Here is a 12,815-nt window from a genome sequence, read left to right as displayed (position 1 = left end):
CCTCACGCGGCGCAAGCGTTCCTCGCGCGGTGTCCGCCCGCCACGTCCGGCGGACGGGCCGCTGTCACGTCATCATGCGCATGTGCTGGTCGTAGAGGATCCAGATCGTACCGGACACCATGATGAGCAGGATCAGCACGGTGAACAGGATGAGCAGGAGGTCGTCGCGGTGCGAGCGCTGAAGGTCGATGTGCAGGAAATAGCGCAGATGCACCACCGCCTGCACCACGGCGAGCAGCGCCAGCGCGCCAAGCGCCGCCGTGCCGGTGAAGAGATCGAACCACACCACCGCAAAGGCGCCCGTGGTCAGCACCAGCGCGAGAACGAGGCCGATCACATAGGAGCGGCGCTCATGGCCCTCGTCCTCAATGTCGGTGGCGGGCCTGTTGGCGGGAACCCGGTTGCTCATGACACCACCCCGTAGAGATAGACGAAGGTGAAGATGCCGATCCAGACCACGTCCAGCATGTGCCAGAACAAAGCGAGCCGCATCAGCCGCAGTTTCACCGCCGGGTTGAGGCCGAACACCACCACCTGCACCGCCATGACCGCCATCCACACCAGCCCGGAGGAGACATGCAGCGCATGGGTGCCGGTGAGCAGATAATAGGCGGAGAGGAAACCGCTGGTCTGCGGCGTGGCGCCGTGGGCGGTGATCATCACATAATAGTCGTGCAGTTCCATGCCGACGAAGCCGGCGCCGAGCAGGCCGGTGACGAGCAGCCAGCCGAGCACGCCGCGCCGGTTTTCGCGGTACTTCATCTCCAGCATGGCGAAGCCGAAGGCGAAGCTGGAGAACAGCAGCAGCAGCGTCTCAAGGAAGGCGGCGGTAAGGTCGAACACCTCGGCGGGCCGGGGGCCTTCGGCGATGCCCTGCACGCTCATCGCGGCATAGGTGGCGAACAGCACTGCGAACAGCACCAGATCGCTCATCAGGAAGATCCAGAAGCCGAACAGCACCTCTTCGGCGGCTTCGTGGCTTTCGGGATCGGTGCCGGCGAGATTGATGCCGGGATGGAGACGTTCGGAAAGGCTCATCGCGTCACCTCCACGGCGGCACGGGCGGCGAAGGCGCCGGTGCTGGATTCCAGGCTTTCCGGGATGGCACGGCCCCGGTTCGCCGCCGTCATTTCCTGATCGCGGGTCACGCCCGGCGTGGCGCGCACGGCGGCGAGGAACGCCTCGTTCACCGCCTTCACCGTCGCCGCCGGCACGATCTCCTCCGTCTCGGTGGCGAAGGAGCGGGCGATCACCACCGCCCAGAGAAGCACGAAGGAGACGATCACCAGCCACCAGATGTGCCAGACAAGGCCGAAGGCCCAGGCGCAGGCGAACAGGCCGATGAGCGGCGCCGTCGCGGTGTTGCGCGGTACCTCGATATCCTCATAGGCGGCAGGGGAGCGATAGGCGGTGCCGTCCTTCTTGGCTTCATAGAAGGCGTCGCGCGCCGTCACCTGCGGCAGCACGGCGAAGTTCCAGGCCGGGGGCGGGGAGGGGATCGACCATTCCAGCGCCCGCCCGTCCCAGGGGTCGCCCAAGGGGGCGGCGAGTTCCGCCCGCCGGCGCACCGAGACGACGATCTGCGCCACCATGAAGGCGAAGCCGGCGAGGATCAGCGCCGCGCCAAGCATGGCGAGGGCGAACCAGGGCAGATAGTCCGGGTTCGACCAGGTGAAGGTGCGCCGCGTCGCGCCCATCATCCCGAGCCAGTAGAGCGGGAAGAAGGCCAGCAGGAAGCCGGGCGCGAAGCACCAGAAGGAGGCGCGGCCCAGCCCTTCATGCAGCCGGAAGCCGAAGGCCTTGGGGAACCAGAACTGCACCGCCGCGAACATGCCGAACAGCACGCCGGGGATGATCATGTTGTGGAAATGCGCCACCAGGAACAGCGTGTTGTGAACCTGGAAGTCGATGCCGGGATTGGCCAGCAGCACCCCGGTCATGCCGCCGAGGATGAAGGTGAGCAGGAAGTTGATGTGGAACAGCATCGCCGTGGTGAGGCGGATGCGCCCGCCCACCATGGTGAGCAGCCAGTCATAGACCTTCACCCCCGTCGGTACGCCGATGATCATCGTGGCGATGCCGAAAATGGCGTTCACATTGGCGCTCTGGCCCATGGTGAAGAAGTGGTGCAGCCACACGGCGAAGGAGAGCACGGCGATGCACATGGTGGCGTAGACCAGTGAGGTATAGCCATAGATGCGTTTGCTGGAATAGGTGGCCACCACTTCCGACCACACGCCGAAGGCCGGCAGGATGAGGATGTAGACCTCCGGGTGGCCGAACAGCCAGAACAGATTGGCGTAGTTCATCATGTTGCCGCCGTCGCCATTGGTGAAGAAATGGAAGCCGGCATAGCGGTCGAGGGCGAGCATGACGGTGGCGGCGGTCAGCGGCGCCATGGCGAAGATCATCAGGATCGACGTGCACAGCGTCGTCCAGGTGAACAGCGGCATGCGGAACAGCGACATGCCGGGGCAGCGCTTCTTGTAGATGGTGACGGCGAAGTTGAGCCCGGTCAGCGTCGAGCCGATGGAGCCGAGCGACACCGCCCAGATCCAGTAATCCACCCCCTCGCCGGGGCTGAAGTCGATGCCGGTGAAGGGCGGATAGGCGCTCCAGCCGCCGGTGGAGAACTGGCCCACCACCAGCGACACCATGATGAGCACCGCGCCCGCCATGGTCAGCATCAGCGAGATGGCGTTGAGCAGCGGGAAGGACACGTCGCGCGCGCCGATCTGCAGCGGCATGACATAGTTCATCAGCCCGGTGATGAACGGCATGGCGACGAAGAAGATCATGATCGTGCCATGGGTGCTGAACAGCTGGCCGAAATGATCCGCCGAGAGGAAGCCGCCGCCATCGGTGGCGGCGAGCTGCTGGGCGCGCATCAGCGCCGCCTCGATCACCGCGCGGGCGAACATGACCAGCGCGAGGACGATGTACATGATGCCGACCTTCTTATGGTCGACGCTGGTGAGCCAGTCACGCCACAGCGGCACCCACCAGCCCTTCACCGTGAGCATAACCACCGTGCCCAGAGCGCCGAGCACGGCGATCGACCCGGCGCCGGAGGCGATGGCCTCGCTGAGCGAGGGATTCTCGATCATCCCGGCGAAGACGAAGGAGGTCCACTTGATCTGGCCGAAGATCAGCTCCCAGTTCATTGCGCGGCCTCCGGCGTGTGGGCGTCATGCTGATGGGCGGCGGCCGGCGCGGCGGCTTCCCCCGCCTGCGACGCGTGGCCCTGATGGCCTCCGGCCATGCCGGGGGCGAAGCTGGCGATGATCTGGTCGAACAGGCCCGGCGTGAACCGGCCATAGATGACGGGTTCGTTCACCACGGAAGGCGGCAGCAGCTTGGCATAGGCGGCGGCGTCGAGACCGGCCGGCTGCGCCTTCGCGCCCGTCACCCAGGCGGCGAAGTCCTCCGCACTCACCACGCGGGTGGTGAAGGATTGGGTGGCAAAGCCCAGGCCATTATACTGGGTGTTGCGCCCGGTGAAGTCGCCGGTCGCGTCGGCGATGAGGTTGAGCTGCGTCTGCATGCCGGCCATGGCGTAGATCTGGCCGGCGAGGCGCGGAACGATGAAGGACTGCATCACCGTCCCGCTGGTCAGCTTCAGCGTCACCGGCCGGCCCTGCGGCAGCACCAGCAGGTCGAGCGTCGCCACGCCCTGTTCGGGGTAGAGGAACAGGAATTTCCAGTCGAGCGCGACCACCTCCACCACCAGCGGCGACGGACCCAGCGGGCGGTAGGGGTCGTTCTTCAGCGTGTGATTCCACAGCGCCGTGCCGAGCGCGGCCACAAGCGCGACCGGAATGCCCCAGATGAGCAGTTCCAGCCCCCAGTTGAACTCCCAGTCCGGGCGGTAGGTGCCCTTGCCGCCGCGCCGGTAGCGCAGCAGCACGAGCGGCAGGGCGATGAACATCGGCACGATGACGATGAGCATCAGCGCGCTGATCGTGCCGAAATGCGAGAGCTGCGCCGCCGCCACCGGCCCGGCGGGTTCGAGAAAGCCCGCGGCGGAGGCCGCGCATGGCATGGCCAGGGCCGGTACTCCGGCCATCAATCCCCTCAACCTCAACACGGCCCCCTTGCGACTGTCGCGCGCCTCTCATGTGAAGACATCGACCCGTTCCCCGCTTGCAGGAAAGCACGAAAGGCGACGGAATTCACCGTCCCGTGCCGGGCAGATTGCGGAAAAGTCGTGACCGCCGGATGGCGGGGACGTGGCCGGGGGCGCCGCTCGCTCCCTCAGGCGAGCGGAGAGGAAGGCTGTTCATTCAGGGCGGGATGGCTATAATCGCGCGACGCAGCGTCACGTTGAAGGCAGGATGTAGGTGCGACTTAGTCACTCTTTGCCGCGTGACAATAGACCCGGATTTGTACTGAATCCGAACTGGCGCACTCTTCTTTTTTCTTCGCGCCTTGCTGTCGCGGCCATCGTCGCGCTCGCCCTTGCTTACTGGCTTGAGCTTCAGGAGCCGCAATGGGCGATCCTGACCGTCTATCTGCTCACGCAGTCCTCGACCGGGGCGGCGCTGGCGAAGGGGGCGTTCCGCTTCCTCGGCACCATCCTCGCCGCGCTCTACGGCCTCACGGCGGTGAAGCTGTTCTCCCAGGACCCGCTGCTCCTCGTCGGCAGCGCGATGGGCTGGACCTTCCTGTGCTATTACGGCGCCGCACGGGCGCGCAATTTCACCGCCTATGGCTTCATGCTGGCGGGGTTCACCGGGCTGCTGGTGATCTTTCAGGGCGCGGCCGCGCCCACGGCGGCCTGGCTGGTGGCGCTGGACCGGGTGAGCGAGATCAGCATCGGCATTGCCTGCGCCACGCTCGCCGGCGCGCTGGTGGTGCCGGACCATGCCGGCACGCAGCTGCGCGGGCTGATGGCCACATCGCGCCGCGCCCTTGCCGCCCATTGCGCACTCGCCCTGCGCGGGGCGAGCCCCGGCGCGCGGGTGATCGACGACCGCAACGCCCTGCTGCCGCTGCTGGTGAAGTTCGACGCGCTCCGCTCCTATAGCCGCTTCGAGGCGGCGCAGATGCGCGCCGACCACGCCCGCATGGACGAGGTCACGCGCCGCTTTCTCGGCGTGCTGGCGCAGGCGCGCATGCTGCATCTGCGCCTCGCCGAGGGCGGCCTGGGCGACAGCCCCGAACTGGCCCCTGTGCGCGCGGCGCTGGAACAGGCGGCGGCGCTGCTGGAGCGTGGAGCGCCGGGACCCCTGCCGGAGAACCGCGCGCGTTGCGCCGAACTGTCCCGCCTGCGCCGCGACCTCTCCGCGCTCGGGCGCCGGTTCGCGCAGGCGGAGCACGATCTGCCCTTCGAGAAGCGGGCGGAGGCCGTGCTGGTCTGCCGGCAGGCGGCGGAGATGCTGCGCGGCCTTGCGCTGCTGTTCGTGGCCGAAGGCGCGGTGTTCCGGCCGCACCCCGCCCGCACCATGCCGCGAGGGCAGGCGCGTCACGCCGCCCACGCCTCCGCGCTTCTGCAGGGGGCACGGGCCGCGCTGGCGCTGCTGGTGTTCTGCGCCATCTGGTACGCCACGCAATGGGATCAGGGCCTTGCCGGCATCACCGGCCTCGCGCTGATGAACTATCAATGCGTGAACAATGACGATCCGGCAACGCTCGGCTGGCCCTATTTGCGGGCGGTGGCGGCGGCGTGCCTCGCCGCCTACGCCACGATGGGCCTCATCTATCCCTGGCTCGAAGGCTTCGAGGCGCTGGCGCTGTTCCTGCTGGCGGTGCTGGTGCCGGCGGGGCTGCTCATCGGCACCCCGCGCCATGCCCGCGCGGCGGGCACCTTCACCATCTTCTATGTCGCGGCGGCGGCGACGGGGAACGTCTTCACCCCCGATCCGCTGGCCTTCGCCAATTTCTGCTTCGCCCTCGCCTTCGGCATGTTCGTCTGCCTCATGGTGGCGCGCCTCGTGCCGGTGACGGCGGAGGGCGCCCGCCGCCACGTGGCGGCGCGCACGCGCGCGGTGCTGCTGCCCGAGGTGGCGCGCGGGGAGCGGCCCGCCGCGTGGGTGTCGCGCGAGATACTGGAATCGGTCGGCGCGCTGCTGCCGCAATTGGCACTGGCGCGTCCCGCTCACGACATGCTGGCGCGCGGCCTGCTCGCCAGCGCTGCCAGCGCGTGGGAACTCGGGCGATTGAGGCGGATCGCCGACAGCCCGTATCTGCCGGAGCGGCTGCGCGGGACCATGCGCGACGGACTTGCCAGTTTCGCCAGCGCTGCCGGCGGGCCGCCCCGGGCGGCTGAAGAGGCTCTGGCGCGGATAAGGTCCGCGCTGGCGGGGGAGGCGCGGCCGGAAGGCCCGGCGTCGCCGCTGCGGGTGGAGGCGGCGGGGAGCCTGCGCTTTCTGGAGGACCGGCTGAGCCGCGACCACGCCTTCCGCGCCTTCATCTTTGGCGAGGAACGCGCATGACGTGGAATCCGCTGTTTCACACCCTCGATCTCTTCGGCTTCTACCTGCCGCCGGTGCTGCTCTGGGCGCTGGTGGCCCTGCTGCCCTTCTTCGCCCTGAGCCGGCTGGCGCAGGCATGCGGGCTCTACGCCTTCGTCTGGCATCGTCCGCTGTTCGATGCCGCACTTTATGTGATCGTTCTGGTGGCCCTCACCCTCGGGCTGCCGCTTCTGACAGGAGGGCCGGCATGAGCGGGCGCAGCGTGATCCGTGTCGCGGTAACGGTCGGCACCGTCGCCGTCGCCGCTTTCGCCGGCTGGCAGTTCTGGACCTACTATCTGCTCTCGCCCTGGACCCGCGACGCGCGGGTGCTGGCCGATGTGCTGCGCGTGGCGCCCGACGTGTCCGGTCTCATCAGCACTATCCATGTGCGCGACAACCAGACGGTGCAGAAGGGCGATCTTCTGTTCGAGATCGACCCGGAGCGTTTTCAGGCGGCGCTGAACCTCGCCCGCGCCGATGTGGCGATGAAGGCGGAGGCGGCGGCGCTGGCGCAGGAAAACGCCCGCCGCTTCCAGACCCTGCAGCGCGAGGACAGCCCGGGCTTTTCCATCGAGGCCGGGGAGAGCATGCAGACCCGGGCCGCCGAAGCGGCGGCGGCGCTGCGTGTGGCGCAGGCGGAGCTCACCATCGCGGAGATCAATATGCGCCGCAGCCGCGTGCATGCGGCGGTGAGCGGCTATGTCACCAATCTCACCGCCGTCGCCGGCGACTTCGCCACAGCGGGGCAGGGTGTGCTGGCGATCGTCGATTCCAGCTCCTTCTATGTCTATGGCTACTTCATGGAAACCAAGGTTCCGCAGATCCGTGTCGGCGCCCCGGCCAAGGTGGAACTGATGGCGGGAAATGTGGTACTGGACGGCGTGGTGGAAGGGATGGCGCGCGCCATCGCCAATCCCGACGACGCGGCCGGCCTGCTGGCGCGGGTCGATCCGCAGTTCAGCTGGATCCGCCTCGCCCAGCGCCTTCCGGTGCGGATCAAGTTGGAAACGCTGCCACCCGATATGCGCCTCGCCGCCGGCATGTCGGCGACCGTGGTGATCAAGCCGGCGGCGGAGGCACCCTAGCGTCTCGAACGGCATGTCGAGCACGGCACGTCCGGGCCGCCCGGCGCCGACCGCCGCGCCGGGGCGTTGCTGCGGCGGCCGCGTGGCGGCCACACGTCGAGCAACCATGCGTCGCTTGTTCCGCTTCCGGTGGAGTGTTACCGTACCAATGAAGCGATTGTGGGCGCTTCAGCTCGGTGGGCTTGGGACTGGGGATGCGGCGTCACCCGCGCCATCGACGTCGTCGGCTCTGCGCCTCCGGGCCGGGCCCGCGTCGATGACGTTCCCCTGGCGCGTCCGTGGCTTCTACGTGTATCCGTGGTCGGGCAGGGGCAATGGGCAGAAGTTCCCGGGATTTCGTTACGTTCGTCAGGCAATATCTGCAATATGATCTTCGCCGGGAGCTCATCGCCTGGTGGAAGATCGGGAAATTCTACCTGCCGATCGGGCTCGTCGTCGCGGTTCTTGCGCTGGCGATCCTCGTCTATATCGAGCCCTTTCCCCGGGGAACCACCGTTCTGGCCATCGGCCAGCGCGGCACGGCCAGCCACGATCTCGGCGAGGCCTTCCAGTCCTATTTCGCGCGCCACGGGCTGACCCTCGATATAAGCAGCCGCCCTGGTCTCGACGCGGTCGAGAAGGACATTCAAGACCCCGGCTCGGACATCAATGCCAGCTTCGTCGTGTCCGGGGCGGGGGCGGCGGCGGACTATCCCGACCTCGTCTCGCTCGGCAACGTCGCGATCGCGCCGGCCTGGCTGTTCTATCGCGGCGACACGGTGAAGGTCGACGATCCCTTCCAATATTACCGCGACAGGCCGATCGCCGTCGGCGCGCCGGGCACGGTGAGCGCGCGGCTGTTCGCCACCCTGATGGAGCTGAACAATCCGGGCACGGGCGACCAGCCCAACTTCCTCAAGCTTCCGAACCAGGAGGCGGTCGCGCAGCTGCACGCCGGCACGATCGACGCGCTGTTCATCGTCGATGGCTTCGCCTCGCCGGTGATCCAGAAATTGCTGCGCGATCCCACGATCAAGCTGATGAATTTCCCGCTGGTAGACGCCTATGTCCGGCGGCTGCCTTTCCTGCGCAAGGTGACGGTGCCGCGCGGCGCCATCGACATTGGCGATGTGCGGCCGGAGAGCGACATCGCCCTGCTCGCCTCCTCGGTGAACCTGCTGGTGGAGAAGGACACCCATCCCGCGGTGCAATGGGCTTTCCTCCTCGCGTCGCGCGAGATCAGCCTGAAGTCGGATAATTTCTTCCCCGTTGCGGATAATCTCCCGCAATATCGCGACCGGTCCTTTCCGCTGAGCCCGATCGCCACCCGCTTCTATACCAGCGGTGTCCCGGGAATCTTCGCCTATCTCCCGCTTTGGCTCGCGGCGCTGCTGGAGAATGTCTGGATCGTGCTGCTCGCCTTGCTGCTGCTCGGCCTGCCGCTGTTCAACAAGATCATCGGCTATCGCGGCTTTGCCTCGCAGAAACTGCTCTGGCTGCATTTCTGGGAGCTGCGCTACCTCGAGGACGAGCTTGTGGCGGCAAGCACCGTCGGCGGGGTGGAATCGGTGATCGACCGCCTCCGCCTGCTCGATGCAAAGACGACCGAGACCTGGGTGCAAGACGACCAGATGCGCCACTATTTCACGCTCCGGCGCAACATCAGCGGCATGCTTCAGGACGCGCAGAAGAAGATAAGCTCGTTGCAGAAATCCTGAACGTGACGACCAGCCGGGGGCGCTGATCCATGTATCTCTCCGTTCTTCAATACATGACGGACACGCAGCTTCTGCTGCTGATGCCGGCGCTGTCCTGCGTCGTCTTGCTGCTTGTCGCCCTTGGCGTGCGGTATATCAACGCGAAATGGGGCTGGCTCGACTATGACAGCGACATCGTCGACACCGCGACCCAGAACACCATGTCGGGCGCCTATGTGGTGCTCGGCTTCGTGCTCGCGCTGGTGATGACCACGGCGTCCGGGCTCGACGACAAGGTCTCGCAGGAGGCGCAGGCGATCAAGAGCCTGAACGGGCTGCTGATCCTCGACGGCAGCCCGCCGGCGCTGGAGGCGCGCGCCGCGCTGCTCGCCTATACGAAATCCATCGTCACCGACGAATGGCCGGTGCTGCGGGAGGGCCATGGCAGCCCCGCGACCTCGAAGGCGCTGTCCGACCTGTTCCGGCAGATCGACCGCATCGAGCCGCAATCGCCGAAGAGCGTCGTCATCTTCTCCAAGACATTGGAGGCGGCCGATCGCATCGCGCAGATCCGCAATGATCGCATATTGAGCGTGACCAGCGCCTTGCCCGACATCTTCTATACGGTGAGCCTGCTCAGCATTCTCGGCGTGATCATCATCTGCGGCCTGCGGCTGATCGAGGCGACGCCGGTCCGGGCGATCACGCTGGTGGTCCAGCTGGTCATGCTGACGCTGATGCTGGGCGCCATCGCCATCATCGACCTGCCCTATCTCGGCGATACCGCGACCTCGGCCGAGAACCTGCAGGATGTCTATCACGCGCTGGAACGGCAGGATCCCGGCCTGCTGGGGCAACCCTGATCATGGCAACGAAGACGCTGGAACACCTTCCCGAGGCCATCACCGGCACGCAGCGTCTGGTGGCCGGCGTCACCTATGTCGCGACGACGGATGTGCGGGTGCGGGACGGCGCTAAACTGATCGTCGAGGACGGGGTGACGATCCTCATCCGCAACGGCCTCGTGCCGGCAAGCCCGATCGGCCATGCGGCGCTGATCTTCGAGCAGGGCTCGGCGCTCGACGCGCAAAGGCTCTCCATCCGCGCCTGCAATGCGCACTTCCGCCCGGTGAAGAGCGCCGACAATGGTGGCGTCTGGTTCTTCGGCGGCTACCGCAGCGCGGAGAAGGACGGGCTGGAGGTCGCGGTCGCCCGGCCGCACGCGGTGTCGTCCTTCGACGCCGCCCTGATCGCGGCCTATTATCTCGGCCATGGCGACCCCGTGGCGCCGAGCGACGACCCGCTGCTGGACGACCGGGACGGTTTTTCGCTCATGGGGGTGGGGCCGCAGGAATGGCGGGTGGCGGAAATCCGCAGCTTCCATTCCGGCGATGACGGGCTCGATCTCACCAATTCGCAGATCCGGCTGGAGCGGCTGCGCGTGGTGGCGCCGGCCGAAGATGGGATCAATCTCAGCAGCAGCCGTCTGGAGGTGGCGCGCAGCCTGTTCGTCGACGTAGCGATGACCCAAGTCGCCGACCGCGACATCTTCGATTTCGAGGTGGATGACGGCCCGAGTTCTGTCGAGATCGCCCAGCACTGCCATGTCGATATAAGCGGCGTGTTCGGCGACCAGCTGCATCTCATCAGCCCGGACATGCCGGTCGCCACCGAGGCGGAGGATGTGCCCTACCGCTTCAAGGGCTTCCTGCGCCAATCCCCCGCCTTGGTCTATTCGCTGAACGAGGACTGAGATGCGCGGCGGCGGTACGGGTGGGCGTCTGCGCTATCTGCGTCTCCTGCTCGGGCTGGCCCTCACGCTCGCCGCCGAGACGGGCGCGGCGGCGGAGCCGAGGGTTCAGGCCTGCCCGCTCCCCCCGTCGGCGACGGCGGGTGCGGTGCAATGGGCCTCGCCGCCGCAGGCCAACAAGGACGACAAGGCCCCAAAGCCCTGCGCGCCCTGCAGCGACCCGGCGAACATCGCGGCCAAGACCTGCACCGTGTTCCGCTTTCTCACTTCCGAGGCCTGCGCCAGCGGGCGCTGCACGGATGCGGAAGGGGAGTTCGTGCGCCGCAGCCATGGCGGAGACGCGTTCTTCCTGCAATATGACACGCGCTACCGTGACCCGGCGCGGTACCCGCGCGCCCGTGGCGAGAATTGCCGCTTTGTGCTGTGGGCCATCCCGCCGGTCATCGGCATCGAGGACGTGGCCGGCTATGCCGGGCGGAACTACTGGCAGGACGCCTATGCCGCCTCGCAGACCATGGTCGAGCCGCCCTTTGCGCGGAACGATCTCGCCTTCGCCATCCAGCCCCCCACCGTGCGCGGCCAGCACCAGTTTCACATCCATATCGGGACTTTGGCGCCGGCTTACCGCACGGCGCTGGCCGGGCTGGCGCCCACGGCGACGCGGGTCCGCATCAACGGCCTCGATTTCCACACCCGGTTCTTCCCCGTCCCGGCGGGGAGCGATCCCTTTGCCGGCTTTGACGTCTCGGGCATCGTGCGCGCGATGCTGCCGGGCGGCGCGGCGGACCTTCCGCTCTATGGGGTGATGGCGGTGGTGACGGATGACGGGCGGGGGCTCTGGATTCTCGCCGCCGAAGCGTTCGAGCGGGCCGAGCTGAATTTCATCGGCCCCACCGCCTGCCGCCTGCGCTGAGCCCGGAGCGTGATTACCTTATCCCGCCGCCCATGAAGCCCGCCGCTCATGAAGCGGCCGGCTGTCTCCCGTCGGCCTTTTGACGCCGCCGCCCCGGGGTAGCAGCGGCGTCGGTCTCGCGCGCGCGTCTGGCGGTGCAAGGGCCCGGTCGCCGCGGCTTCGCCCGAACCGATGCGAGGCGAGGGGAAGAGGGGCGGGATCGCCCCTGGTGTGGAATGTCACCAGCGTCGCGTGCAGCGCGGGGGCGAACATGCCTGCCACCCGCGCAATAGCCGCCGCCACGCCGCGAAATCGCCACCTCAGCGAGGTGATTTCGTTCCGTGCAGGAACACACGGATGCACTCACGGACATAGGCCCGGCGGCGGTCACTGCCGTCCCAGGCGAGCCGTCCGTCGAGGCCGCGGGTGGTGGAGCCCGCGACCATGTCCATCAGCATGCGCGCCGCGTCTTTCGGATCGGGGACATCGAGGCGCCCGCGACGGCATTCGTGAGCGATCCAGTCGCCGAGCAACTGCAGGATGACGCCTTTGCCGTGCGTCGCCGATATCTGATCCAGTTCGGGGTGCTGAACCGCTTCGACGAATATGAGCTGCAGGAAGGCAAAGCGCTCGCGGTCGGCCTCGTCGTCGATATCGTTGCCGAAGATCAGGTCCAGCGCGCGCTCGAGCGGGACATCATCGTACTCCGCCGGCAGCCGGATCATGCGCGTGCGATGCTGGTCGATGATCGCCGTCAACAGCGCCGCCTTGCTGGGAAACAGTTCATAGAGCGTGCGCTTGGAGATGCGGCAGCGAGCCGCCACCGCGTCTGTGGTCAGCCGCGCATAACCCGCCTCCTGAAACATCTGGGTTGCCACGGCAACGATTTCGTCACGACGGGCGGCGGCAGGCATCAGCTTGGGACGTCCCCGTGAGCGGGGGGCAGTAGCGGGCTTCG

12 protein-coding genes are annotated in these 12,815 nt (G+C 67.3%); 7 read left to right on the top strand and 5 right to left on the bottom strand.

Going from position 1 to position 12,815, the window contains the following annotated elements; all coding sequences use genetic code 11:
• Positions 1 to 64: 64 nt before the first annotated feature.
• Genes cyoD through K9D25_RS02310 form a run of 4 tightly spaced genes read right to left on the bottom strand, consistent with a single transcriptional unit; the run spans position 65 to position 4,066 of the window.
• Positions 65 to 409 (bottom strand): cytochrome o ubiquinol oxidase subunit IV, encoded by a 345-nt coding sequence (cyoD, locus tag K9D25_RS02325; RefSeq protein ID WP_244378867.1) that lies wholly within the window; start codon positions 407 to 409, stop codon positions 65 to 67.
• Positions 406 to 1,038, bottom strand: coding sequence for a cytochrome c oxidase subunit 3 (locus tag K9D25_RS02320; RefSeq protein ID WP_244378857.1), 633 nt, complete (start codon positions 1,036 to 1,038; stop codon positions 406 to 408). The genes cyoD and K9D25_RS02320 overlap by 4 nt, the downstream gene beginning before the upstream one ends.
• Positions 1,035 to 3,164, bottom strand: a complete 2,130-nt coding sequence (locus K9D25_RS02315; protein ID WP_244378855.1) for a cbb3-type cytochrome c oxidase subunit I — start codon at positions 3,162 to 3,164, stop codon at positions 1,035 to 1,037. The genes K9D25_RS02320 and K9D25_RS02315 overlap by 4 nt, the downstream gene beginning before the upstream one ends.
• Positions 3,161 to 4,066: a ubiquinol oxidase subunit II gene (locus K9D25_RS02310; protein WP_244378853.1), complete on the bottom strand. Its 906-nt coding sequence runs from the start codon at positions 4,064 to 4,066 to the stop codon at positions 3,161 to 3,163. The genes K9D25_RS02315 and K9D25_RS02310 overlap by 4 nt, the downstream gene beginning before the upstream one ends.
• 292 nt (positions 4,067 to 4,358) lie before the next feature.
• Here K9D25_RS02310 and K9D25_RS02305 point away from each other — a divergent pair, with 292 nt between their 5' ends.
• From K9D25_RS02305 to K9D25_RS02275, 7 genes are all read left to right on the top strand, one after another.
• Positions 4,359 to 6,434, top strand: a complete 2,076-nt coding sequence (locus K9D25_RS02305) for an FUSC family protein (RefSeq protein WP_244378851.1) — start codon at positions 4,359 to 4,361, stop codon at positions 6,432 to 6,434.
• Entirely contained in the window at positions 6,431 to 6,664 is a 234-nt protein-coding gene (locus K9D25_RS02300) for a DUF1656 domain-containing protein (protein WP_244378850.1), read from the top strand. The genes K9D25_RS02305 and K9D25_RS02300 overlap by 4 nt, the downstream gene beginning before the upstream one ends.
• Positions 6,661 to 7,539 carry an efflux RND transporter periplasmic adaptor subunit gene (locus K9D25_RS02295; protein ID WP_244378849.1) on the top strand — a complete coding sequence of 293 codons (879 nt, stop codon included), beginning with the start codon at positions 6,661 to 6,663 and terminating at the stop codon, positions 7,537 to 7,539. Before K9D25_RS02300 ends, K9D25_RS02295 begins: the two co-directional genes overlap by 4 nt.
• A gap of 314 nt (positions 7,540 to 7,853) precedes the next feature.
• Positions 7,854 to 9,236 (top strand): hypothetical protein, encoded by a 1,383-nt coding sequence (locus K9D25_RS02290; RefSeq protein WP_244378848.1) that lies wholly within the window; start codon positions 7,854 to 7,856, stop codon positions 9,234 to 9,236.
• Between the two features lie 29 nt (positions 9,237 to 9,265).
• Positions 9,266 to 10,078 (top strand): DUF4239 domain-containing protein, encoded by an 813-nt coding sequence (locus K9D25_RS02285; protein WP_244378846.1) that lies wholly within the window; start codon positions 9,266 to 9,268, stop codon positions 10,076 to 10,078.
• A 2-nt stretch (positions 10,079 to 10,080) separates the two neighbouring features.
• Complete coding sequence (locus tag K9D25_RS02280; RefSeq protein ID WP_244378843.1) at positions 10,081 to 10,968, top strand: hypothetical protein; 888 nt, start codon at positions 10,081 to 10,083, stop codon at positions 10,966 to 10,968.
• Between the two features lies 1 nt (position 10,969).
• Entirely contained in the window at positions 10,970 to 11,878 is a 909-nt protein-coding gene (locus K9D25_RS02275; RefSeq protein ID WP_244378839.1) for a CDP-diacylglycerol diphosphatase, read from the top strand.
• Between the two features lie 299 nt (positions 11,879 to 12,177).
• Here K9D25_RS02275 and K9D25_RS02270 read toward each other — a convergent pair whose 3' ends face one another.
• Positions 12,178 to 12,771 carry a TetR/AcrR family transcriptional regulator gene (locus K9D25_RS02270; RefSeq protein WP_244378837.1) on the bottom strand — a complete coding sequence of 198 codons (594 nt, stop codon included), beginning with the start codon at positions 12,769 to 12,771 and terminating at the stop codon, positions 12,178 to 12,180.
• Positions 12,772 to 12,815 lie beyond the last annotated feature (44 nt).

This window comes from Ancylobacter polymorphus (assembly GCF_022836935.1).
GTDB lineage: Bacteria > Pseudomonadota > Alphaproteobacteria > Rhizobiales > Xanthobacteraceae > Ancylobacter > Ancylobacter polymorphus_A.
Note: the sequence above shows the minus strand (reverse complement) of the source record. Positions and strands in the feature narration are given on the sequence as shown.